Annotated in this window: 19 protein-coding genes, 1 tRNA gene and 1 riboswitch; of the genes, 13 read left to right on the top strand and 7 right to left on the bottom strand. The window is 61.6% G+C overall.

Translation table 11 applies throughout. From position 1 onward, the window contains the following. The first annotated feature begins 177 nt into the window (after positions 1-177). Together HZC36_07490 and HZC36_07485 are read left to right on the top strand one after the other, a co-directional pair. The gene (locus tag HZC36_07490; GenBank protein MBI5706817.1) at positions 178-1440 is read left to right on the top strand and encodes an OFA family MFS transporter; all 1263 of its coding nucleotides are present in this window, start codon (positions 178-180) and stop codon (positions 1438-1440) included. A 155-nt stretch (positions 1441-1595) separates the two neighbouring features. Next, positions 1596-2678 (top strand): hypothetical protein, encoded by a 1083-nt coding sequence (locus HZC36_07485; GenBank protein ID MBI5706816.1) that lies wholly within the window; start codon positions 1596-1598, stop codon positions 2676-2678. A gap of 64 nt (positions 2679-2742) precedes the next feature. Here the strand turns inward: HZC36_07485 and HZC36_07480 are convergent, their stop codons facing one another. Together HZC36_07480 and HZC36_07475 are read right to left on the bottom strand one after the other, a co-directional pair. Continuing rightward, the gene (locus HZC36_07480) at positions 2743-3327 is read right to left on the bottom strand and encodes a hypothetical protein (protein MBI5706815.1); all 585 of its coding nucleotides are present in this window, start codon (positions 3325-3327) and stop codon (positions 2743-2745) included. A gap of 444 nt (positions 3328-3771) precedes the next feature. Then, entirely contained in the window at positions 3772-4566 is a 795-nt protein-coding gene (locus HZC36_07475; GenBank protein MBI5706814.1) for a prepilin-type N-terminal cleavage/methylation domain-containing protein, read from the bottom strand. Between the two features lie 228 nt (positions 4567-4794). Continuing rightward, positions 4795-5022: riboswitch (cobalamin riboswitch) on the bottom strand. 270 nt (positions 5023-5292) lie between these two features. On the opposite strand from HZC36_07475, the gene HZC36_07470 reads away from it, so the two are divergent. The 8 genes from HZC36_07470 (at position 5293) to HZC36_07435 (ending at position 14660) form a co-directional block, all read left to right on the top strand. Further along, positions 5293-7407, top strand: coding sequence for a bifunctional rhamnulose-1-phosphate aldolase/short-chain dehydrogenase (locus tag HZC36_07470; GenBank protein ID MBI5706813.1), 2115 nt, complete (start codon positions 5293-5295; stop codon positions 7405-7407). A gap of 23 nt (positions 7408-7430) precedes the next feature. Beyond that, positions 7431-7516: transfer RNA gene (locus tag HZC36_07465), tRNA-Leu, on the top strand. A gap of 280 nt (positions 7517-7796) precedes the next feature. Next, positions 7797-8864: an NADH-dependent flavin oxidoreductase gene (locus HZC36_07460; protein ID MBI5706812.1), complete on the top strand. Its 1068-nt coding sequence runs from the start codon at positions 7797-7799 to the stop codon at positions 8862-8864. Between the two features lie 176 nt (positions 8865-9040). Beyond that, the gene (locus HZC36_07455) at positions 9041-10777 is read left to right on the top strand and encodes an alpha-L-fucosidase (GenBank protein MBI5706811.1); all 1737 of its coding nucleotides are present in this window, start codon (positions 9041-9043) and stop codon (positions 10775-10777) included. A gap of 118 nt (positions 10778-10895) precedes the next feature. Continuing rightward, the gene (locus tag HZC36_07450; protein ID MBI5706810.1) at positions 10896-11297 is read left to right on the top strand and encodes a hypothetical protein; all 402 of its coding nucleotides are present in this window, start codon (positions 10896-10898) and stop codon (positions 11295-11297) included. 114 nt (positions 11298-11411) lie between these two features. Then, positions 11412-12305, top strand: coding sequence for a sugar ABC transporter permease (locus HZC36_07445; GenBank protein ID MBI5706809.1), 894 nt, complete (start codon positions 11412-11414; stop codon positions 12303-12305). Positions 12306-12412: 107 nt separating this feature from the next. Continuing rightward, complete coding sequence (locus tag HZC36_07440) at positions 12413-13771, top strand: ABC transporter substrate-binding protein (protein MBI5706808.1); 1359 nt, start codon at positions 12413-12415, stop codon at positions 13769-13771. Continuing rightward, positions 13761-14660: a carbohydrate ABC transporter permease gene (locus tag HZC36_07435; GenBank protein ID MBI5706807.1), complete on the top strand. Its 900-nt coding sequence runs from the start codon at positions 13761-13763 to the stop codon at positions 14658-14660. Before HZC36_07440 ends, HZC36_07435 begins: the two co-directional genes overlap by 11 nt. 173 nt (positions 14661-14833) lie before the next feature. Here the strand turns inward: HZC36_07435 and HZC36_07430 are convergent, their stop codons facing one another. From HZC36_07430 to HZC36_07415, 4 genes are all read right to left on the bottom strand, one after another. Then, on the bottom strand, positions 14834-18274 hold the full coding sequence (locus HZC36_07430) for an efflux RND transporter permease subunit (GenBank protein MBI5706806.1): 3441 nt from the start codon (positions 18272-18274) through the stop codon (positions 14834-14836). 85 nt (positions 18275-18359) lie between these two features. Then, complete coding sequence (locus HZC36_07425; protein ID MBI5706805.1) at positions 18360-19838, bottom strand: efflux RND transporter periplasmic adaptor subunit; 1479 nt, start codon at positions 19836-19838, stop codon at positions 18360-18362. Next, positions 19835-21145, bottom strand: a complete 1311-nt coding sequence (locus HZC36_07420; GenBank protein MBI5706804.1) for a TolC family protein — start codon at positions 21143-21145, stop codon at positions 19835-19837. Before HZC36_07420 ends, HZC36_07425 begins: the two co-directional genes overlap by 4 nt. Further along, complete coding sequence (locus HZC36_07415; protein MBI5706803.1) at positions 21142-21411, bottom strand: AbrB/MazE/SpoVT family DNA-binding domain-containing protein; 270 nt, start codon at positions 21409-21411, stop codon at positions 21142-21144. The genes HZC36_07420 and HZC36_07415 overlap by 4 nt, the downstream gene beginning before the upstream one ends. Positions 21412-21461: 50 nt before the next feature. Between HZC36_07415 and HZC36_07410 the strand changes: the two genes are divergently transcribed. The 3 genes from HZC36_07410 (at position 21462) to HZC36_07400 (ending at position 24185) form a co-directional block, all read left to right on the top strand. Continuing rightward, entirely contained in the window at positions 21462-22436 is a 975-nt protein-coding gene (locus HZC36_07410) for a DUF3187 family protein (protein ID MBI5706802.1), read from the top strand. A 356-nt stretch (positions 22437-22792) separates the two neighbouring features. Further along, positions 22793-23488, top strand: coding sequence for a 7-cyano-7-deazaguanine synthase QueC (gene queC / locus HZC36_07405; protein ID MBI5706801.1), 696 nt, complete (start codon positions 22793-22795; stop codon positions 23486-23488). A 1-nt stretch (position 23489) separates the two neighbouring features. After that, on the top strand, positions 23490-24185 hold the full coding sequence (locus tag HZC36_07400) for a 7-carboxy-7-deazaguanine synthase QueE (protein MBI5706800.1): 696 nt from the start codon (positions 23490-23492) through the stop codon (positions 24183-24185). A gap of 6 nt (positions 24186-24191) precedes the next feature. On the opposite strand, the gene HZC36_07395 is transcribed toward HZC36_07400, so the two are convergent. Continuing rightward, positions 24192-24527, bottom strand: coding sequence for a TfoX/Sxy family protein (locus HZC36_07395; protein MBI5706799.1), 336 nt, complete (start codon positions 24525-24527; stop codon positions 24192-24194). Positions 24528-24532 lie beyond the last annotated feature (5 nt).

The raw sequence follows: 24532 nt of genomic DNA, 5'->3' as shown, positions 1-24532 counted from the left end.
AACGAGGGAGTCCCAACCGCACATCTCAATCCTGGCGGAGCAGCGTTGGACCCGCGAATCTTCCGCGCGAGGGCTGAAACGCCCATCGCGAACTTGCGCCTACCCCAAAGGCCACAACTGACGGACGCACTTGCGGGGCCGCGGCACTTGCCTAAGGCCGGTTCGGAGGACCGATCTATGGCAGCTGCCACACCGAATCTCGAAACACATGCCCAAATTACCACCCGCAACCCAGGCTGGACCGTCGCCCTTGCCGGCATGGGAATCAACCTCGCGCTTGGCGTACTCTATTCCTGGAGCGTCGTCAGCAAGGCGATTCCTGCCGAATGGGGCTGGACCGAAGCCGGCAAATCGCTTCCCTATTCCATTGCGTGCCTTGTCTTTTCGCTCGTCATGGTTCCCGCCGGGAGCCTTCAGGATAGGCTCGGCCCCAGGCTCGCCGCAACCATCGGCGGCATTTTGGTCGGTGCCGGGTTCATCGTCTGCAGCCTGACCACCACAACGCTCGGCTATATCTTCGGGTTCGGCGTGCTCGCCGGGTCGGGGTTCGGCTTCGGCTATGCCGCCGCCACGCCGCCCGCCGTCAAGTGGTTCCCCGCCGCCCGTACCGGGGTGATCGCCGGGATCGTGGTTGCCGGTTTCGGATTCGCGAGCGTCTATGTGGCGCCGCTCGCCAACTGGCTCATCGGCAGCTACGGCGTTTCGACCACCGCTCTCATCCTGGGCATCGCCTTCCTGATCGTAGTGGTCTCGCTGGCCCGGCTCCTGACGCCGCCTCCGGCTGGCTATGTGCCCCCGTCGGCCACACCGGTAGCGGCCGCCAAGGCGGTCGTTCGGGACTACACCTCGAAGGAAATGCTCAGAACGTGGCAGTTCTATCTGCTCTGGTTCCTTTATGCCTGCGGCGCGGGAGCGGGCCTGATGATCATCTCCAAATTGGCGAAGGTCGTCGAGGTTCAGGCTGGGCTGGCGCTCGGGTTCCTGCTGGTGGCGGTACTCGCCATCGGCAATGGCAGCGGAAGGGTGGCTGCAGGCCTCTTCTCGGACAAGTTCGGCCGCAAGGCGCAGCTCGTGATCTGCTTCCTGGTTCAGGCCGGCCTGATCTACGCGCTCTCGATGGCCTCGAAAGGCTCGTCGCTGGCTTCGACGGCGGCGCTCGTGGCGCTCTCGGCTGGGATCGGCGCCAACTATGGGGCCAATCTCTCCTTGTTTCCATCGCTGACCAAGGACTTCTATGGTCTGAAGCACTTCGGCGTGAATTACGGCCTGGTCTTCACGGCCTGGGGCGTGGGCGGGTTCTCGCTGTCCCTGGTCGCTGGAGCCGTCTATGACGCGACAAAGAGCTTCAGCTTCGCCTACACCTGCTCGATTGCGCTCCTGATCGCGGCCGCCCTCCTGACGCTGGCGCTAAAGGCCCCCAAGTCAGAACCGGCGGGGTAGGACGGGTCTGGGGTCTGGGGTCTGGGGTCTGGGGTCTGGCGTCCGAGGTCCAGACCCACCTCGCCCCCACGGGGAGAGGCGGTGAACGAAGTGAATCGGGTGAGGGGGTCGCCAGGGCCGACGCAACCCTGGGCGCCGAGGTAGCCTGAGACGCCTTGAACACACCAAACCTCGAACTGGAATACCGCCCCGATGCAGGAAGAATCGTCGAACGGTTCGAGGCATGGTGGCGGGGCGAGGTGCTCGACCGTCCCCCGGTCACGCTGTCGGTGGTTCGCGAGGAGCCTTACGTCCTTCCACAGAAGCATCACGCCACCCACAAGGACCGCTGGTGGGACGTCGAGCACCGCATCGACGTCGCAGAAGCGATCTTTCAGCAGCGCGAGTGGGTGGGCGACTCGCTGCCTGTGTTTCAACCCGAACTCGGCCCGGAAGTTCTCGCCACGCTCTTTGGCGCGGAACTCGAGTTTGGCGAGGACACCACTTGGTCGCACCCCATTTCAGCCTCGTGCCGAGACCTGATTGGGATCGCACCTGACTTCGACAACCCGTATTGGACGAAGATTCGCGAGCTCACGGATCGCTCGCTGGAGCGGGGCCGAGGCAAGTGGCTCACCGGCTACACGGACTTCCATTCGAACGGCGACCTTCTGGCCGCGCTGCGCGATCCGCAGGAGCTCTGTCTGGAGATGGTGGACGATCCCGGCGCGGTGCGGACAGCTTGCGACGTGCTGACCCCAGCCTTTCTGGCAGCCTACGAAGACTTGGTGCAGCGCCTAATCCAGGCTGGGCAACCCACGATCACCTGGTTGCATTGCCCCCATTGGGGGCGCATGCTCGTGCCTAACTGCGATTTTTCGGCGCTGATCTCTCGGCCGATGTTCGAGGAGGCGATCTGGCCCTCGGTCCTCGAAGAAGTCGCCCACTGCGACCGGTCCATCTTCCACTTGGACGGGCCTTCCGCCCTGCAGCACCTGGACCTGGTGCTGGAGTGCCCACGGGTTGATGCGCTGCAGTGGGTGTGGGGCGCGGGCAATGGCCCCGCCTCGCGGTGGCTGTGGGTGTATCAGAAGGCTCAAGCCGCCGGCAAGAGCATCCAGGTGATCTGCGAGGACCTGGACGACGCCAGAGCCGTCATGAAGGAGTTGAAACCCGAGGGTGTGTGGCTCACGATCGAAGAGTCATGCTCGCGTGAAGAGGCGGAGAGGTTCCTGGGGAGAGCAGGACATTGGCATTAAGCCGAATGTGCTGGCGAGGGATTTCCCGCAGCCAAAGTCTCAGAAAGGGAGTTTCGAAGAATGCCTACTTGCCTGGAAACTGGACCGATAGCCTCTTGAGCACTTGTTCATTGGGCTTCAGGCACCGCATCCGCGCTCGGCGATCATTACCTTCCCGCATGGGCCGTGTGTCTTTGGCCCCGAACATCTCTTCCGCCTCGATGTAGGCCTTGTGCTCGGCAAGCTCCTGACGATAGCGGGCGACCAGTTGGCTCTCCAAGCCCGGCTTTGCAAGTGATTCCGCTTCACCAAGCAATGCTGGCGCCCAATTGGCTAGCCAGGAACGAGCTGCCTTGAAAAGCAAGGGGTAATACCACTCGGGAGCAAGTCGGTTTGCCTTGATCGCAAGTTCTTCTGGCAAGATCTGCTTGCGGGTAGCAAGGACCATCGTCCCCCCACACATCGCCTGCACGACCAACGCCGCAGCCTCTAGCCGCTCTCGGGTGTATTCCCACACTGCGCCTTCAGGCTCGGGATCGAAGACCATGAGGAACGGGGAGGGCTCGACAGATCGAGTCTGCCCGGGGTTCAAGTTACGCAGGCCATAATAGTACATAGCCTTCGCATCCTCCTCGCGGCCGGCTTTCGCGAGTAAGATGGCGTATTCCATGGCCACAATTATGTGATCGCCCGCACCTGGGACTATGTCCCACTTCGATCCATCCCACCGAAAGACCTTGGCGTACGCCTCAAGCGCAAGTTCGGTCCGTCCTTTCGAGGCGTAAAGCCTTCCCAGCTCCCACCACGCTCCGGACTTGAAACCGATCATCGTAGCTTGAATCGAAGCAGCCTGCTGATAGAGTGCGGTAGCGGCCTCAACTTGATTGTCACGAACCTTAACACGGGCTCTCTCGATGAGGCTACTAACCTGAATCGATTTTAGGCTCTCAGCAGGATCCTCGGGCCGGATGTCACGGGTTTGGGACACCGCAAATGACCAGACGGAAATTACTACACAGAAAATGCAACTTCTATAGGCTTTCATCCCGCCACTCCTATGAATGTAAACGGACCTGGCAAGAAACCGTTTTGTGGAGGCGAGCCTCCATTCGCTTCAATCCCTCGTGAACATCGCGTCCGTCACCTGACCCGGTGCGAGAGCCGTGGCGTGGCCGTCGGCCCACAGGAAGTTCGCCCGGCCAAAGTGTGTGACCGTCTGCGTTGAGGCGTCGATGCGCTTGTGAGGGTCCACATGCCGGAAGTCCACGCTCGGGTTGCCGTACCAGAACATCGGCGGGTCGATGAACCCGGTTTCGTACATTTGGTCGTCGCCGCCGTACCAACTTGGGTTCAAGAACCCTGAATCGGCAAAGGCGCATTTGGTTGCGGGCGTCGAGAGCGAGGTCTCCGAGGCGGGGTTGGTGAGGTTGGGCCAGTTCGACCAGTCGAACGTGATGTTCACGTCGGAGCCCAGATAGCCGTAGTTGTAGCCATAGCCGTTGCCATCGCCGAACCGAGGGCGCAGGTTCGAACTGGGGCACTTCTGCAGCGCGCCGGACTTGATGTAAGGCTGCAGGAGCCCACTCTCCTTGCTCCATGATCCGGAGGCGGCTTGGCGGCCGAACCAGGTCTGAATCTCCCCGCCGGGTAGTCCATACATGGCGATGGGATACACGCCGTCGTAATCGGGGGTGTACATGAGCGTCGCCAGCCCAAGCTGCATGATGTTGCTGAGGCAGGAGATCTTCTTGGCGGCCTCTTTGGCGCGGGCAAAGACCGGGAAGAGGATGGCGGCGAGGATCGCGATGATCGCGATGACGACGAGAAGCTCGATGAGTGTAAAGGCGCGTTTCTTCAAGGTTTTCCTCCAAACAGGTGGATAAACCTTCGGATTCCGCGAGAACTGCATGGCCGCTTGCTTACCGTTTTCCGTCCGAGGTCGGGTCCCGTATTGAGTGCGCGAAGTTTGCTTCGCGCTTTTCGGCGAGAGCCGTTCTTCCTGGCTCCCAACCCCGCGCGGCGAGCAAGCTCGCCTGATCCATAGCGCGAAGCAGGCTTCGCGCACTCAATATGGGACTCCCGGCTCTGGAGTTGGGGTTCGCCCGGCGGCGTGCCCGTCCCCTTTGGCTCGAAGGGTCCGCACACAGGCGCTTCGAGTGGGCATTCGGGCTCGTCGGATTTCGGATTTCGGATCGCGGATTGCGGATTCTGGGACGCTTCACTTGGGTTCAAGTGAGAAGCCTTCGATCCGCAGTCTGCAATCGCCAATCCGCAATCGAATTACCGCTGCGGCACAGCGCCGGAATCTCACCGGACTTCCCCCACGGTTCCCCCGACAAGCGGGAGCCGAGGCGCATGAGTTGCGTCTCCAGCATACGCTAGTTGTGGCGCGGCGGGGAGGGGGTGAGTGGGTGAGGCGGTGAGCCGGGGCGTTGGCAACAGCCCAAATGACGCCTGAGTTTCAGGAGAGCCCTCTTTGTCTCCCTCTCCAACCCCTCCCTCAGTTTCGCTTCGCAAAACCAAGGGAGGGGCTCTCCCGGATTCTCCTTCTCTCCGTTTCACCGACTCACCGGTTCATCGACTCAGCCGGCCATCCAGTCAGCGACGGAACCCTCAAAACGGATACAACTAAGGCATGGCATCCGTACTCAGCGCCCACGTGCCGAACCTCTGGGATGACGCCAAAGCCCCCACCGATCCGGTCGATCAGCTTATCTACGCCTCCAACCTCCTTGGCTCCGACCTGCGGGTCACGAACTTCGGCGGAGGCAACACCAGCTCCAAGATATTCCAGCCCGATCCGCTCAGCGGTGAATCCACCGAAGTGCTTTGGGTCAAAGGCTCGGGAGGAGACCTCGGCTCAGCGAAGCGAGGCAATTTCGCCAGCCTCTACCAGGGCCGGTTGCTCGCTTTGGAGGCCAAGGTCAAACAGGAAGGGCTCCACGAGGATCAGGTTGTCGCCCTCTACAACCACTGCAACTTCAACCTGAACCCGGTCGCGTGCAGCATCGACACGCCGCTGCACTCGTATGTGCCGTTCCAGGCCGTTTCGCACATGCACGCCGACGCGGTGATTGCCATCGCGGCTTCCGAGAATGCCAAGCAGCTTTGCTCCGAGATTTGGGGCAGCGATATGGGCTACTTGCCCTGGAAGCGGCCAGGCTTCGACCTCGGCCTCATGCTCCGCGACCTGATCGCCGAAAACCCAGGCATCAAGGGCGCGCTCATGGCGTCGCACGGCTTCATCTGTTGGGCGGACGACTGGAAGTCCTGCTATGCGCTGACGATCGATATGATCAACAAGGCCCAGGAATACATCAATTCAAAGACGACGAGCACACACGCTTTTGGGCAAGTCGTCCGGCCGAAGCTCTCCGATGAGGACGCCAGGACCACTTTGCTCAACCTCTTGCCCACCCTTCGCGGCAAGGTCGCCTTCGAGGGCAAGCGCCTGATCGCCTGCGTCGACCGCAGCGAAGCGGCGCTCGATTTCATGGCGCGGTCCAAGATGGACGCTCTGGCGGCGCTGGGTACGAGCTGCCCGGACCACTTCCTGCGCACCAAGATTCGGCCGTTGGTCCTGTCCTCACTACCCTCGTCCGACAAGTCGGACAGGTCAGACCTGTCGGACTATCTGGACAAGGAGCTCGCCACCTTTCGCGAGAACTACGCCGCCTATTACGAGCGCTGCAAACGCCCCAACTCTCCAGCGATGCGAAACCCGAACCCGAGCGTCGTGCTGGTGCCGGGTGTGGGCATGATCTCTTTCGGGAAGAACCCCCAGGAGGCCAAGGTCACCGGGCAGTTTTATCGCAATGCCATCGAAGTCATGCGCGGAGCGGAGACGGTCGGCAAATACGTGGCGCTGCCGGAACAGGAGGCGTTCGACATCGAATACTGGCTGCTCGAAGAAGCGAAGCTGAAGCGTCAGCCCCCGGAAAGCGAGTTCAGCCGCCAGATTGCGGTCATCACGGGCGGCGCCCAGGGCATCGGTCTGGCCACGGCCAAGAAGCTCGCCAAGGGCGGCGCTTGCGTGGTGATCCTCGACATCAATGAGGAGAAGCTCGCCGAGGCCGTGCCCGAAATCGAAGCCGTGGCGGCGAACAAGGGCTCTGTTGTAGCCGTTCGGGCTGACGTGACCGACTTGTCTGACGTGTCGGCCGCCTTTGAAGAGGCCATCCTCAAATTCGGCGGCGTGGACCTTTGCACCGTCAGCGCCGGCAACGCGCGGCGCGGAACGGTGGCCGACACCACCGACGCCGATTACGACTTCCAGGCCGAGCTTCTGATGAAGGGCTACTTCCTGGCGATGCGCGCGGCGACCCAGACCATGATCCAGCAGGGCACGGGCGGGAGCCTGGTGGTCATCGCCAGCAAGAACGGCGTGGCGGTCGGCGGCAACGCGGCGGTGTATTCGGCTGCAAAGGCGTTCGAACTGCACCTCATGCGCACCACCGCAGGCGACCTCGCCAAGCACGGCATCCGCTGCAACGCGGTGAATCCTGACGCGGTGCTCATCGGTTCGGGCATCTGGAACGACGCCTGGAAGCAGCAGACCGCCAAGACGCTGGGCATCTCGGTCGAGGAGCTCCCGGAGCACTATCGCAAGCGGTCATTGCTCGGTGTGATCGTCTCGGCGGACGACTGCGCCGAGGCCACCTGCTGGCTGCTCTCGGAGGCTCGATCGAGCCGGACAACCGGTTGCACGATCACGGTGGACGGCGGCGTGAAGGAAGGCTTCCTCAGGTAATCGGGGTATCCTTTCGGGTCCATGCCGGGGTGGCGGAACGGTAGACGCGGCGGTCTCAAAAACCGTTGGGGGCAACCTCATGCGGGTTCGATTCCCGCCCCCGGCACCAGGATCTTTCCTGGCTCCACTTCATTTGCGTTCTCCCATCTCACAAAGTGCTGCATGAGGGTGCGTGAGGGTGAGTCGGTGAGACGGTGAGTGGCGTGAGATGGTGAACGGAGAGCAGGCATCCTTGCCTGGCGTTGCGTGGACGAGGCCGTGAGTGCGTGAGAGAGCGAGGGGGAAGAGGTGAGTCGGATATGCGTTGTATCCCGTGGGGCGGGTCCGCAGCCTCCGGAACCATTGGGAATCCTGCGTCCCATCTCTGGCATCCGACACAATGATCCTATATGCCACAAGGCATGTTTCCCGCGGAAGAGCCTCAACTCCTGATGGCTCCCATGGTCACCTTTGCGAGCCGGCCGGACGGGCACATCAGCCCCGACGAAGTCCCTTATCTCGAACTTCGCGCCCGGGGTGGGTTCGACTGGATCGTCACCGGAGCGTGCTGCGTACACCCATCCGGATGGGCGTTTCCAGGACAGTGGCTGATCACGGGGCCGGAGTTCGTGCCCTCCATTCGATTGGCCGCCGAGGCGATCCATCGGGGCGGATCGAGAGCCATCCTCCAAATCCATCACGGCGGCCGGCAGGCACCAAGCTCGCTTTGCGGCGGACCGGTTTCAGCGTCGGCGGTCGCCGCCGAGCGCAAAGGGGCGGAAACCCCTCGCTCCCTCGAGATTCACGAGATCCAGGAGATCGTTCAGGCGTTTGCCCAAGCTGCAAAGTTCGCGGAAGATGCCGGTTTTGACGGCGTGGAGATCCACGGAGCGAACACCTACCTGCTTCAACAGTTCGTGAGCCCGCACTCGAACCGCCGAGAGGACGCCTACGGCCAAGACCGCTTGAGGTTCTCTGAAGAGGTCACACGTGCCGTCCTCGATGCCGTTGGCGGCCGCCTCGTCGTCGGCTATCGCTTCTCGCCCGAAGAGCCTGAGACGCCCGGCCTTCGGCTTGCCGACACGTTCGGCCTGCTCGATCGTCTGGCTCCGCTCGGCCTCGACTACGTGCACGCCTCGCTCAAGCACTACGCTCAGCCGCCGATCCACGATCCCTCGGCGCCGTCGATTACAAGCCTTCTGGTGCAGCATCTGGATGGGCGCGTGCCGCTGGTGGTCGCGGGGGCTGTCACGACTTGGGCCGACCGGGATGCCGCGCTTTCCCTTGGCGCACACTCAGTGGCCGTGGGGCGTATGGCGCTGCTGAATCCCGAGTGGCCGAGGCTGGCCAAGGCAGAGCGAAGCCTTCGTTGGGAGGCGCCCGAAACGGACGCTGCAACGGAACTCACCCTGCCTGCCGGTTTGGCGTCGAGGATGCACGCGTCGCCAAGTTGGTTCAAGATTGAGCGATCCGACTAGTTCGTTGGCGAGTTCCCATACGGCCCCTCGCCCTCTCACAATCTCTCCCACCCACCCACTCACCCACTCACCGTCTCTCCGTTTCTCCAAACTCGCGCGCCTATCCCAACAAATCCGTACACCGAAGTGTTCTTTCAAACCGGGAATTGCAGGTTCGGGCCAGATATCGTAACCTCATGGTGTCCGCTGCGACCGTCATTCTATCGAGCCTTAGCCTGTTCCCGGCTCTCGAACCGAACATCGGAGCTCTCTCCATGCCCAAAGAAACCGCCGCAAAAAAGGCCGAGCGCATGAAGTGGTTCCTCGAGGGCCGCTTTGGCCTGTTCATCCACTGGGGACCCGTGAGCCTGAAGGGCACCGAGATCTCCTGGTCGCGTGCGCAGACCAACCCGCGCAGCCCCAATCGCGGCCCGATCCCTGCCGAGGAATACGACAACCTCTACAAGCGCTTCAACCCGGTCCAGTTCAACGCGAAGGAGTGGGCCTCCATCGCCAAGGCGGCGGGGACCAAGTATGTGGTGCTCACGGCCAAGCACTGCGACGGCTTCCTCCTCTGGCCCAGCAAGACCATCGATTACACCATCGCCAACACCCCGTTCAAGCGCGACGTCTGCGGCGAACTGGCCGACGCCGTCCACAAGGCCAACCTGCGCCTTGGATGGTATTTCTCGCCGATGGACTGGAAAGACCCGGACTGCCGTGCCGCCACGAACGACGTCTTCATCAAGCGGATGCAGGGGCAGCTAAGGGAACTGACGACGAACTACGGGCGGCTCGACCTGCTCTGGTTCGATTGGGACGGTATGGAGGTGCCCTGGGACCAAGCGAACACCTACAGGTTGGTCCGAGGCGCTCAGCCGAACATCATCATCAACAACCGGCTCGAGTGCTTCTTCGGAGGGCCAACCGCAGACAAGTACACCGGCGAAAATGCGGACTACTTGACCCCCGAGCAAGTGATCGGCGTCTACAACGACAAGCAGCCCTGGGAGACCTGCATGACCCTCGGAACGCAGTGGTCCTGGAAGCCAAACGATCACATCAAGACCGTCAAGGACGTTGTCGGCATCCTGGCCCGGTGCGCCGGGGGCGACGGCAACCTCCTGCTGAACGTCGGGCCGATGCCGGACGGGCGCATCGAGCCCCGCCAGGTCGAAGTGCTGAAGGGGGTCGGCAAGTGGCTTGCCAAATATGGCGAGTCCATTTTCGGCACGCGCGGCGGCCCCTACAAGCCCGCCCCCTGGGGAGCTTCGACGCGCAAGGGCAACACGGTCTATCTGCACGTGCTTCGCTGGCCCGATGGTCCGCTGAAGCTAGGCGCCTTGCCCTTGAAGGTCAAGAGCTGGAAGTGCCTGACCGGCCTGGGGGCGAGGCTGACGCAAACCACGGATGGGCTCACAATCGACGCCCCGGCAACCCTCAGGCGAGCCGATAGCGCCCTCTTCAAGCTAACGCTCGATGGGCCGGCCTCAAGCATCAAGCCAATCGATCCCGGTTCGTGGTCCGGGTCGCTCGCCTACCACGCAAGGTGTTCGGCCTCGAACGTCTACAAGACCGAAATGCAATATGGACCCCAAAGCGCCTTGGACGATGATCCGGGAACGCGCTGGGCGACCGATTCGGGCACCAAGGCAGCCTGGCTGGAGGTCGACCTCGGCCGGGAACGGGCGATCTCAAAGGTGTTCATCGACGAGGCGTTCCCCGAGCTTCGCCGGGTAAAGAAGTTCGCCATCGAGGTGAAGCGGGGGGACGAGTGGGTTCCAGTCTTCAGCGGCAAGGAGATCGGCAAAGACTTCAAGGCGTCGTTTCCCAACACCCGGGCACGGTTCATCCGTCTGAACATACTGGAAGCAGCCGATGGGCCCACGATTTGGGAGTTCCAGGTCTTCGGTCCAGAAAAGCAGGGGAGATAAGCCCCAAGTATTCAAGACAAAAGTGTCAAGGTCTTGGAATCGGACTTTCAGGTTGGTATCCTCGAAATAGAGCGGCACTAAGGTCGAATGTCCATTCGGATCTTGGCCGCGGGAGGCAATGATGAATCTACCGAAAATCGCGCGTGCGATCCCGCTTGGGATGGCAGTCGCGGCCCTTTTTGCGTTTTCCATTGGCGCACAGGCCAAGCGCGCCCCGAAGCAGGACAAATATCCGAATGGCTGCGTGAGCTGCCATGTGAAGGACAAGAGCCTGAACACCGTCATGGGTAAGGTGAAGGGTCATCCCAACGTCTCGGGGATGACGAAGATCGTCCCCACAAGCTGCAACATGTGCCACAAGAAGGGCCCCAAGCCGCCCAAGCTTGCTGACGCGATCCACAAGCGCCACGGCAAGCCGTTTGGGCTTGCTGCCGACGCGTTTGGTAAGAAGCCCGCGGGCGCCTGCCTGAACTGCCACTCGGCAGACGGCAAGATCAAGTCCGGCCCCAAGAACTGGTAAGTCGCTTTGTAGAAACACGGGCTGACATCGCGGGCTCCCTCCGCCTTGACAGCCCGTTTTCTGTTCGTCTTCTCACCGTCGGGGGCGAGGATTCGATAACATAGCCATTAGGCCATGGCTCGGCAAAAGAACCCAAGGGCAAAGCACAACCTGGTCGGCTATCTGTTCATCAGTCCCTGGCTGATAGGGTTCCTTGCGTTCACTGCGTGGCCCTTCTTGCAGAGCATCTACCTATCGTTCACGCGCTACAACATCGTATCCGAGCCTAAGTGGGTGGGCCTCGCGAACTACAGGATGCTGCTGACCCAGGACGAGCTCTTCTGGAAATCGGCCTTGGTCACAGTTAAGTTCGCGGCTCTTTCGGTACCCCTCGGGATCGTATTCGGAGTGGGATTGGCCCTGCTCCTAAACGCGAACGTCAAAGGCATCGCCGTCTTCCGTACGATCTTCTATCTGCCTTCCATCGTGCCGGTCGTCGCCACTTCGGTGCTTTTCATCTGGCTGCTTAACCCGACCATCGGCCTGATCAACCGGCTTCTGGCGGTCTTCGGAATCCACGGTCCGAGTTGGCTGAACACCGCGCCGTGGGCCTTCTACAGTCTGGTGATGCTGGCGCTTTGGGGGGTTGGCGGCAGCATGATCATCTATCTGGCGGGGCTGAAGGATATCCCGGTCCACCTCTATGAGGCCGCCACGCTCGACGGGGCGAGCGGCCTGAGAAAGCTCCGCCACATCACCCTTCCCATGCTCACGCCGGTGATCTTCTTCAACCTGGTGATGGGCATCATCGGCGCGTTCCAGACCTTCACCCAGGCCTACGTGATGACGCCGAACGGCGGCCCCGAGGACAGCACCTACTTCTACAGCCTCTATCTTTATAACCGGGCCTGGCGCTACCTGGACATGGGCTATGCAAGCGCCATGGCCTGGATGCTGTTCATCGTTATCGTGGTCCTCACGGCGGCCGTTTTCCGAACCCAAAAGCGGTGGGTGCATTATGGGGGATGAACGGAGCGCAGGCATCCTTGCCTGGCCTTCTTGGGGATGAGTTGGTGAGTTGGTGAGTCGGTGAGTTGCTGAGAAGGTGATTGGGATGAGTCAGTGAGACAGTGAAAGTGAGTGAGTCGTTGAGGAGGATTGACATTCGTCGCTACCTGATCTGGGGTCTTCTGGCGGCACTTGCCGCTGTGGTCTTCTGCGTCAGCCCGTCCACGCCGCGCAAGTACCCGGATCGCAAGCTCGTCACCTTCTGGCACCGTTGGCAGGGCGACTGGGAAAAGCAGGTCAACAAGATCGTCGACGCCTTCAACGAGAGCCAGTCGCAATATGAGGTGGTGCCGGTCAGCATTCCCGGGACCGGCTCAGACGCCAAGCTCTTCCTCGGCGCTATCGGCGGAGACCCACCCGACATCGTGTCGATGGGCAGCGGCTCGGTTGCCAACCTCGCTGCCAACAACCTCCTGGCGCGACTCGACGACTTCATGACCCCCGAAGAGCACAAGCGCTTTTTCCAAGAGAGCTACCCTTCGATTCGCGATATCGGGATGTACCGCGGCCACTGCTACGGCATCACCATCGGCGCGGACCTCGCAGCCCTTTACGTCAACTTGAAGCAGCTCCGGGAAGCGGGCTTTGACCCGGATCAGTTCCCAGAGACCCTCGAAGAGCTTGAGGACATGGGCCTGAAGCTGAACCGCTACGACAAAAAGGGCAATCTGACACGGCTCGGCTTTCTCATCAGCGACCTAAGCTACATCAGCCATTATTTCGGCGGCGGATTCTACGTCCACGAGGACGGAAGAGTGGAGCTCAATACCCCCCAAAACGTGCGGGCGCTCAGGGCGATCGTGGACTACCGCCGGAAGGTCGGATTCGACAACGTGGTCCGGTTCCAGGCCGGCCTGAACGATATCGAAGGCGCAGCCAGTTGGGCGTTTATGCACGGTGATCTCTCGGTCACGTTCGATGGGCAGTGGCGCGTTGAGGAGCTTCGTAAGTTCAAACCGGACCTCGAATACCGCGTGATTCCCTTGCCTCCGCCCAAGGAGGGCGGCACACCGCTGGGCGGGATGGTCGGCGGCAACTACATGCTCGTGCCGGCTTCGGCCAAGAGCAAGGAGGGCGCTTGGGAGTTCCTCAAGTTCTGGACGGGCCTCGACAACCCCGACCGGGCGGCCAAGTTCTACAACATGGGAGGGTGGCTGCCCTATTCCCCGGCCGTGGCGAACTCGCCGACCTTCCAAAAGTGGCTCAAAGAGAATTCCCAGTTCCAGGCGTTTCTCGATATCCTGGCCAGCCCGAACTGCAAAGCGCCGCCCGAAATCCCCAACCTGCGGTTTCTGATGGACCTCATCACGCGGGCCGAAGATCAGGCTGTTCTCGGGGCAAAGTCGCCCGAGAGAGCTTTGAAGGAGCTAGAAGACAAGTTCCTGGAAGAGCGGTCCAAAAGGAGGGCGCTAGGCTATGAAGACTAACCGCCGCACTTCCTCGCCTCACCGACTCACCGACTCATCCCCATCACCCACTCACCGCCTCACCCTCTCCTCGAAGCTCGGCATCTACCTGGCGCTGGTCCTCCTTTCGCTCCCCGCGCTGCTGCCCCTCGTGTGGATGGTCGCTACTTCTTTCAAGGGCAACGCGCAGATCTTCGGCGACAACCAGCTCAGCCTAAAGAGCCTCTTCCCATCCCCGCTCGTTACCGAGAACTACCCCGCCGCCCTGCAGAACATGCCGTTTCTCATGTACCTGCGCAACACCCTGCTGCTCTGCCTTTGCACCGTTGTGGGGGCGGTTTCGAGCAGCGCGGTGGTGGCCTACGGGTTTGCCAAGATTCCCTTTGCCGGGCAGAAGGCACTTTTCGCCGTGATGATCGCCACGATGGCGCTCCCGGGCCAGGTCACGATGATCCCGGTGTTCGGCATGTTCCGCTCGCTGGGATGGTACGGCAGCTATCTTCCCCTGATCGTGCCATCCTTCACCGCCTCGGCTTACTTCGTGTTTCTCCTGACGCAGTTTTACAAGACCATCCCGAATGAGATGTCGGAGGCGGCAAGGGTAGATGGAGCGGGTGAGTGGGCGATCTTCCGGCGGTTGATCCTGCCGTTATCCAAACCGGCGCTGGCAACCTGCGCGCTGTTCCAGTTCATCGGCACGTGGAACGATTTTCTGGGCCCGCTGCTTTACATCAACGACCCCGCAAAGTACACGCTCGGCTACGGACTTCAGCAGTTCGTCTCGCACTACGGCGGGTTCTATGCCCAGCTCATGGCAGCCGCCACTATCTTCACGCTCCCGATTATCGTGCTCTTCTTCTTTGCGCAGAAGACCTTCATTCAGGGCATCTCAACGACGGGCGGGAAGTGACCCGGCTAAGACCACCAGAAGATGCCTCCGCCTCTTCTGAGGTGGAGGCTATTGGGTGAATGTCTGGGGGCCGAATGCAACCTCTATACTGTAAGCGAAGGTGTTGGAAGTTCAGGAATGGAAAGGCCTCCACCTCAGAAGAGGCGGAGGCATCGGAAGTCGCGCTCACCCATTCACCGACTCACCGTCTCACCCTCACCCTCGCTCTCAAGCACTCGCGTTCCCATCGTCCGATCCGGCTTGCCGGAGGACTTCTTGCCCTTTCGGCGGTTGAACGCCTCAGAGATGTCGTCGAAGATCGTGTAGGAGCACGGGATAACCAGCAGCGTCAACAGCGACGACAAGATCATGCCGCCGATGATCGTGATGCCAATTGTCTCGCGGAACTCCGATCCGCGCCCAAGCGCCAGCGCGACCGGCAGCATGCCGAAGAGCAGGGCTAACGTCGTCATCATGATCGGGCGCAACCGAATCGGCCCCGCCTCCAAAAGCGCTTCCTTCCTCGAACGGCCTCTGGCCCGAAGGGTGTTCGTATAGTCCACCACCAAGATTGCGTTCTTGCCCACCAGGCCGACCAGACAGATGATGCCCACCATGCCCACGATGTTCAAGGTCTTGTCTGTCAAGACGAGCGCGAGCAAGGCACCCACCATCGCCTGAGGCTGGGCAAGCTGGATGATGAACGGATACAGCAGGTTGTTGAACAAGGAAGCCAGCAACATGAAGACCAAGATGAAGGCGATCACGAGCGCTCCGAGGAGGTAGCCCGACTCTCGAGCCTGAATGTCGGCTTGGCCAAGCGGCTTGATCATGACATCGGACGGCACCAGCTTTTCCTTGGCCATCCACTGGTCGATTTCGCGCTGAACCGTTCCTGCGGCAAAGCCCGGCAGCAGGTTCGCGCTCAAAGTGACTTCCTCCGTCCGATCGCGACGCCGAACCTTGTCCAGACCCACACCATTTTCCAAGGTGGCCACTTGGCCCAGATACACAGGCTGGCCTTCGACGAAGCTCATGGGAAGCTGAGTCAGGATGTTCGGAGTATTCCGGTCCTCCATGCTCATCATCACCCGAATGTCGTATTCCGTTCCAAGAATCCGCAGCTTGTTGGTGTTGTCGCCCTCATAGAGCACGCGCATCGTGGTAGCCACGTCCGCAGCGGTCAGACCCACGTCGGCAAGTCTCGCACGATCGGGGATCGCTCGGATTTCGGGCTTGCCGGGCTTCGCGCTGATCTCGGGGCTGACAACGCCCTTGATCTTGCCCTCACGCAATCCCAGTTCCACCGCCTTGACCGCTTTGAGGAGGCTTTCGCGATTGTCTGAGCGGAACGACATCTGGATTGGCGCGCCGAACCCCTGCCCGCCTCCGGTCGAAACGGTCATCTGGACACCTGCAATTCGCCCCAGCCTCTCTTGAATCTCGGCTGCCACCGCGGTGTCGTCCTTACTGCGCTGCTTGCCCTCGGGGTGAACCCAGAACAGGAGCTTCTCCAGCTTGGATTCCTTGTCGTTGAGCGAAATGCTCACCTGGCCGTAGTTCGTTCCGGCGTCTCCGCCGGCGAAGTTGCCAGCGCCGCGCGTGCCCACATAGGAGAGCACGTACTTCACATCGGGATGGGTCTTGACGATGCTCTCGACCTTCTTGACGCTCTGCTCGGTTTCGGCCAAGGTCGATCCGGGAGGCAACACGAGGCTGACGCCGACGCTGCCGCCATCTTGAGGAGGCATGAAGGCGAACTTGAACACGGCCTCGCCTTTCCACTGCGCGTATTCAAACCCCATCACCGATCCCAAGATGAATACCGCGCCAAACGCTGCCGCCTGGGGGATGTATTTGAAGCTGCGGTAGCCACGGAAGAAGTTGGCTGCCATCACGATCACGCCGACGATGACCGCGAAGACGAACGGCCCCATACCGGTCTGGATCGCCGTCGCCATGTCGGGCGCGAAGCTGCCGCCGATGAACATGAACGCCGCAAGCAAGACGACGAAGCCCGAGATGAACACAAACCAGCGGTGTTCCAGAGCCCAAGCAAGCGTGTGGCGATAGGCGTCCTGCAACCGAACGAAGATCCGTTCGATGCCGGCATGGAACCAGCCCTGAGGATGCTCGACGTCTTCGCCTTCTCGGTACCACCGAGCGGCAAGCATCGGGGTTATCGTGAAGGAAACGAGCAGCGAGAGCAGCGTTGCGCAGACGAACGCCACGCCGAGCGGCTTGAAGAACTGCCCGATGATGCCGCCCATCGTGGCGATCGGAACGAACACCACGACGTCGGCCATGGTGATGGCGATGGCTGCCAAACCGATCTCGCTTCGGCCATTGATCGCCGCCGTGACGGGGTCCTCCCCCATCTTGAGGTGGCGATAGATGTTCTCGAGCACGACGATGGCGTCGTCCACAAGCACGCCGATGGCCAGCGAGAGCGCGAGCATCGACATGACGTTGATGGTGAACCCCAGCGCCTTGAGTGCGATGATCGAGGTGAGCAGACAGATGGGAATCGCCGTCGCCACGATCAGCATCCCGCGGAAGTTGTGAAGGAAAACATAAACGATCGCCGACACCAGCAGGATGCCGATGATCAGCGCCATGTTCAGGTCGAATAGCGACTCCTTGATGCGCTCGGCACTCTCGTTGGTCTTGACGAAGTGGATCCCGTATTCCGACTCGATCCCCTTGATGGCCTGTTCCGCGCCATCGGTGATCTCGACGGCGTTCCCGTCGCGCGTCTTTGAGATCGACATGACGACGGTATCTGAACCGTCCAAGCGGCTCCAGACCCGCCGCTCCGCGCTCGTGTCCTTGATCTCCGCCACGTCGCTGAGCCGCACCGAGGTCGAGCGTCCCCCCTGCATCTTCTGGCTGCGGATCGAAAGCGTGGTCTTGCCGATGTCCTCGACCGACTTGTAATCGCCGAGCACTCGGACTGCAAACTCTTGGTCGCCGGCTTGCATGTGGCCGCTCGGCACGTTCAAGTTCGCCGACTGGATCGCACGGAGCACATCGGAAATGCCGACGCCCAGCGCCAACAGCCGGTCCTTCTTCACCTGAACCTGGATCTCGCGCTCCTCGCCGCCGTTCACGTCCACCTGGGCCACGCCCGGAACCCGTGCGAACCGGTCCTTTAGCTTCTCTTCGACCAGGTTTCGCAGGTCGCGGTTGTTGTAGCGGTCGGACCGCAGCACCATCGTGAGCACGGGCGCTGCGTTGAAGTCGAACTTGCTGATCGTGGGCTTCTGGACCGCTTGCGGAAGCTGGTTCAGGATCGCGTCCACCTTTGCGCGTGAATCGTTCAGCGCTCGGTCCATGTTCGTGCCGATTTCAAACTGGCAGGTGACCGCCGACACGCCCTCTTGCGAGATGCTGGTGACCTCGCGAAGGCCCTCGACGCTGCTGACCGCCTCCTCGACCTTGCGCGTGACGAGCGTGTTGATCTCGTCTGGCCCGGCGCCCGGATAGATCGTCGTGATGTTGACGACGCCCAGATTCACGTCTGGGTTTTCCTCCTGCCTCATGCTGAAGTAGCTGATGAAGCCCATCAAGATGGCCAGCAGCATCAGCATAAGCATAAAGACCGGGCGGCTGAGAGCAAGTTTGGTGAGTCCCATAGTTGGATCCTGTTGTTTGGGTCGAGCGTCTTGCGGTTACGGCTTGGGGGTCGTTTCGAAGGACAGCGAGGTTACTCAGACGAAATCAAGGCAGCGAGGCCTCGTTTCCCGAAGCCGTCTCCTTGGCGGGTTCTTGGACCTTGAGCTTCTTGCCGTCCGTCAGGCCCACGGCGCCTTCCACGACGACCTTGGTCCCCGAGGGAACGCCGGTAACCTGGACCATGCCGTCGGTCTTGAGCCCGAGCGTCACCTTGACCTTCTTGGCGACGTTGTTCTCAGCCGTAAAGACATAGCTGTCGGCGCCCTCAGAGATGACCGCCGAACTGGGCACCACCGAAGCGCCCTCGATGGTCTTGAGGCTTACGATGCCCCTCGCGAACATCCCCGGCTTGGCTGCGTCGGGCGCTCCGTCGATGCTGACCCGCACCCGGAACACGCGTGCGACCTCCTGTGAGGTGGCACTGACGCTGACGATATGTCCGGTGATGCTCGCCGAGCCCACGGCGTCCAGCGTGACGGCGACGGTGTCGCCCTGGTTGAGCTGGCCGACGTTCTTCTCGGCAACGCTCCCCTCAAAGAAGAGCCCCTCTTTGCCGACGAGCCGAAACACCGGCGAACCAGGGTTCAGCACCGAACCGGGCTGAGCGGGTTTGCCGAAGACCTTGCCCGAAAACGGCGCACGAATCTGGGTGTCTGCAAGGTTCTGCTGAGCGATTGAGAGCGATGCTTCCGCAGACTTCAAGTTGGCGCGAGCCTGGTCCACCTGGTCTTTGAGCAGGGCGTCCAAGCTCTTCTGGGCCTGGGCGCTGCGCAGCCCTTCTTCGGCCTGGCGAACGGCTTCTTCGGCTGCGGAAAGGTCCTCGGGCCGCGTCCAGTTCTGCTTCATGCGAAGGTTTTCCAGGGCAGCCTCGTAATTCGAGAGGGCGGCCTGATAGGCGTTTTCAGCGGCATCGACCCGCTGCTGGCTGACGGCGCCCTGCTCATGGAGAGTGCGGGCCCTATCGCGATCACGTTTTGCCGTCTCCATCGAGGACTTTGCCGAGGAGACCTGCGCCTGAGCTTGGCTGATCTCTTCCGTTCGCGCGCCACTGCGGGCCTTGGCCAACTGGGACTTCGCCGAACGAAGCTGGGCCTCTGCGGTCGCCACAGCCGCCGCCGACCGCTGGGGCGCGATCCTGGCGTTGGTGAGCGCTTGGTTCAGCGCTGAGCGAGCGCCGTTCACCTGCTGCTGCGCCTGCTGAACTTGCGCCCTCTGAAGAGAGGCGTCGAGCTCTGCCACGACCTGGCCGGCAGACACAGAGCTACCGTCCTGAACCGAAACGCTGACCAGCCGGCCCGCCACCTTCGATCCCACGGTGGTGTCGCTCGAAGTCGCGAGTTCGCCGGTGATCTCCAGCGTTTCCGAAAGGGACTGAACGGATACGGGCTCCACGGTAACCGAAACCGTCGGGTCCTTAATCAGGTCTTCCGTGCGCTTGCCTTGCCGCTGGGCATCGCGATTCACGCATCCGGTAGAGCACAGGGCGAGCGCGATGGCAAAGCTAAGTGATGCGATCGTTTTCAATGGGTTCCTCCAGAACGGGGAGCCGCGGGAACTTCGTCGATTCCGATGGCGGCCTGAAGATTGGCGTAAGCGATGAGCACGTTGTAGCGAGCGGCGACGAGCCCGGTCTGGGCCGCCGTCAGTTGGGTCTGCGCGTCGATGATCTCAAGCTGGATGCCTTCGCCAGCTTCATAGCGGACGGTGGCGAGGCGATAAGTTTCCGCGGCAAGGGCCTCTTGGTTGGTTGCCGTTTCCAGTTGCGCCAGCGCGTTCGAAAGGCTCGTCACCGCCTGCCGAACCCCCAGCGCCACGCCTAGCTCTGCCTGCTGGACACGTATCTTAGCGGCTTCTTCCGCTTGTGCGGCCTGGCGTGTTCGGGCTTTGGCCAGGCCAGCGTCCACGATGGGAACGGAAAGCGCGAGCACCCCGTTGGTCTGCGCATCGGTGCTTCCAAAGCCGATGGCGTCGATGTTGCGCGTGTGTGTGACGGTAAGGCTGAGCGAAGGGTCCGTGCCGTGGCTCTCGATCTTTCGGAGCACGGCTTGAATGGCCGTCGTGACCCTAAGCGCATCCAGATCGGGGCGCTTCTTGAGGGCAAGCGCCGTCAAATCCAGCTCCGAAGCTACGGCGGGCTTCACGCCCGGGATCTCCTCGGTCTCAAAGGGGGTCTCGACGGGTCTGCCAAGGGTGTTGTTCAGGGCGTTTTTGGAAAGGTCCAGACCGTTGTTCGCGGCGATGAGATCGCCCTCGCGCTGGGCCACTTCCGTCTTGAATCGGAGCACGTCGATCTTGGCAAGCTCTCCGGCGCGCTCGCGGATCTCCGCATTGGCGAGCCTTTGCTTGGAGTTCAGAAGAGCCTGCTCAGCGACGCCCTTCTGCCACTTGGCCTGGACGGCGCGGTAATAGGCAAGGCGCACGTTGAGCCGAAGTTCGTTCTTCGAAGCATCCACCGAAGCCTGCGACGCCCTCACCGCCAGCTTGGCGCCCTCGACCCCCAGACCCAGCGTTTTGCTGAACAGAAGGGGGACATTGAGAACCAGGTTGGCGTTCTTCGAATCGATGGCTCGTACCACCACCGAATCGCCGCCCCCAAAATTCGAGGTGAGTGCCCTATCGAAACGCGTGTAGGTTGCGCCGGCGGTGAGCTTGAAACCGCGCTGGGCTTCGGCCTCTCGGACGCGCTGATGGGACTTCTCCAGGTCGGTCTCAGCGATCTTCACCCCAAACGCCGTCTTTTCCGCGATCTTCATCGCTTCGTCGAGGGTGAGGGTAGGGCTCTGCGCCACCCCCGCTGCCAATGCCGCAAGTCCAGTCCAAATGGGAATCATGAATTCGCCTCCAGTTTTTCGAGTTCGGTGAACGCGCGGCCGAAGTCCTCGAGGAACTCACGCACGGCCTCCAGCTTGAAGACCATCAAGCCCTTGTGAACCGGGTGGCGCATGATCAGCAGCTTGTCCCCGGCCTCAAGGCCCAGCTCGTGACGCGCCTCGGAAGGGATCACGACCTGTCCGCGCTCACCAAGAGTGGACGTCCCGTAAAAGCAGGATTCAAACCCGCCACACAGCCCGCCGTGCTTTTCATACTTTTCATTCATTTCCGATGAGTATAGCATCTCCTACAGCGGGTCCTGGGTACTTTCTCGTCATGCGTCGTGCCCTTACCCTCGCTCTTTGCCTTGCGGGCCTTCAGTTTCAAGGGTTTGCGCAGCGTTTCGACCCGATCGAAACGCGAAATCACCGAGCCCTCTCCCTGTCGTTCCTTCGCCTCCAGCCCAGGATCGCAACCCTTGGCCAAGGCCAGCGGGCCTGGAGTTTCGGCGTCGCGATCGCCAATGACCTGCGCTCTGAGAAGAACGCCGACGACGGGACGATCACGGAGGACTACGAGACGGTGCGGCTCAGCGTTGGATACCGGCAGGGCCTAAGTCCTATTCGAGAGCTGTTTGTCGAGTTGCCGCTGGTTTCGCGTGGACCGGGATTCATGGACCCCATCATCGATTGGTGGCACAGAAACGTCCTGCATTGGACCAGCGCTCTCAGGGACGCGACGCCTCAGAACCAGTGCTCCATCAAGCTCCCGAACGGGGAGTCGTATGGGTCGGCCTCGGGGCTCGGCGACCTCTCCATCGGCATAACGCAGAGGCTTGGCCCGTCTTCGACCTTCACCCTCGCCGCGAAAGCGCCGACCGGCGACCCGGACAGGCTCCTTGGCAGCGGCGCGTTCGATCTCGGCGCCAGCGTCCAGACGGCCGGCGCGTGGGGTCCCAGGTGGGGTGTCGGCGCGCAGCTTGGGCTGGTCGTTCAGGGAAAGGCCGCTGCTTTGCCAGAATCGCGCGGCCTCGTCCATCAAGAGGCTCTCTGGCTCGCCTACCAAGCCAATTCGAGGGACACCTGGATCGTGCAGTGGCAGGGTGAAGCCTCCGCGCTCAAGCTGGGGGTCGGCGGTTCGGATGCCACGCACAGGCTTGTGACGTTCGGCCTGCGGAGGGCCGTGTCAAAGACGGAGACGTTCGAGGCGTTTTTCACCGAGGACAAGGACCTCTTCAACAGCCGCTGGCCCGAGGGTGCGAGCATCGGTCCTGATTTCACGATTGGGGTCCGGTGGACGGTTCTGAGATGAGTCGGTGATGGGGATGGCTGGAAGGGCAATGGTCGCCGACAGGACAGGCTAGCATCCGTGGCCGCAGGCAGATGGCCATTGGCAAGACAAGTTGGCCCAGTAGCCGCGGCTTTAGCCTGCGCATGGCAAACATCGAAGGCATAACCCACTGGACCATCTTGCGCAGGCTTGAGCCGCGTGGTGTGCGCGTGCAGGGCGCGGGCTGAGGCCCGCTCACCCTGAAAAGGCGGGGTAAACCCCGCCCTCCGTGCGCACTTTCTCACCCGCTCACCCACTCACAGACTCACCATTCCTCCCCTTCTCCGTCTCATCCCCCTCATCCCAAGCTCCTTTCCCTAGCGGGGTACCTTCATGCTATGAAGCACGCCGTCGTTCTGCTGTCTGGCGGGCTGGACTCCTCGACCACGCTAGCGGTGGCCCTCCGCGAAGGATTCGAATGCCACGCGCTCACGGTTTCCTATGGGCAGAGGCACGACACGGAGCTCCGGGCCGCGAAGAACGTCGTGCGCATGCTCGGCGCCAGGGACCACAAGGTCATCTCCGTGCCGCTCGACGCTTTCGGGGGCTCTTCCCTGACGGACAAGCGCATCCCGGTGCCGAAAGGGCGCGCGTCCCAGGAGATCGAGCAAGGCATTCCTTCGACCTACGTGCCGGCGCGCAACACCGTGCTTCTGGCGCTGGCCTTGGCCTACGCTGAAAGCCTCGGGGCAAGCGACATCTTTCTGGGGGTCAACGCTGTGGACTACTCCGGCTATCCAGACTGCCGGCCCGAGTTCATCCAGGCCTTTGAGCAGCTTGCCAACGTGGCGACCAAGGTTGGCGTCGAAGGCGCAGAGTTTCACATCCGCGCGCCGCTGATCTCCCTCGCCAAGCCCGACATTATCCGTTTGGGGCTGGAGCTTGGAGTGGACTACTCGCTGACCTTCACCTGCTATGACCCCACCCCCGACGGGCGGGCTTGTGGGCGCTGCGACGCGTGTCTCATCCGCTCCAGGGCCTTTGCCGAGGTTGGCCTGTCCGACCCGGCTCTGGCAAGGGTTGCGCATGGGTAGCCTGCGCATCGCCGAGATCTTTCGCAGCATCCAGGGAGAGGGCATCTGGGCGGGAACGCCCTCAACTTTCGTGCGCGTTTCTGGATGCAACCTAAGGTGCTCCTGGTGCGACACCAAATACGCCAGTTGGAATCCTGAGGGAGAGGTTTTGGCGGTCGAAGAGATCACCAGACGCGTGGAAGAGGCCGAGCTCGGGCATGTGGTGCTGACCGGTGGCGAGCCGATGCTCTTTGAGCCGATCGAGGAACTCTGCCGGCAGTTATGGACCAGTGGTTTCACGGTTACGATCGAGACCGCCGGCACCGTTTATCGCAACCTGCACTGCGACCTGATGTCGATCAGCCCGAAACTCTCCAACTCGACCCCGGGCCCTGAGGCCGGAATGGGATGGACGGAACGGCACGAACGGACCCGGTCCGACAGGGAGCCATTGCGACAACTTCTGGACGCATTCGAATGCCAACTGAAGTTCGTTGTGTCAGCCGAACGCCTTCAGGCAGACTTGGCTGAGATCGGCCAAGTCCTATCTGGGCTTCCCCCAGTAGCCAAGGAAAGGATTCTGCTCATGCCGGAGGCGACGACGGCCGGCCAATTGCGAACTGCGGGCGCGGCAGTGGCTGCCGTGTGCGTCGAGAAGGGATTTCGGTTTGGGCCCAGGCTCCACGTGGAGCTCTACGGGAACCGCCGGGGGACCTGAGTCCGCTTACGCCATGCCGTTCTTCTTGCGAACGTAAGTGGTGCTCCGCTCGACCCAATAGGTGAACTGCTCGAAGTTGTCGAGGACTTCGATCGGCATCTTCACGTACTCGCGCATCGGTTCCATCGCAGGGTCAGGCTGGAGGGGGCCTGCGCCGGCCAGGGCAAGCGCCGTTTGCTGGTCTTCTGGAGAGAGCTTGAGGCCGATTTCCGACTCATAGAGGAAGGCAAACATCTTCTCGCCGGTATAGATTCCCATACCGTTAAACATCCGGCGAGCCCTTACATCAAAGGCCTCGGCGACCTTCATGATCTGCTCGTAGCGAACGGGCCTGTAAACCATCACCC

It is taken from the genome of Armatimonadota bacterium (genome assembly GCA_016223145.1).
GTDB lineage: Bacteria > Armatimonadota > Fimbriimonadia > Fimbriimonadales > Fimbriimonadaceae > Nitrosymbiomonas.
Note: the sequence above shows the minus strand (reverse complement) of the source record. Positions and strands in the feature narration are given on the sequence as shown.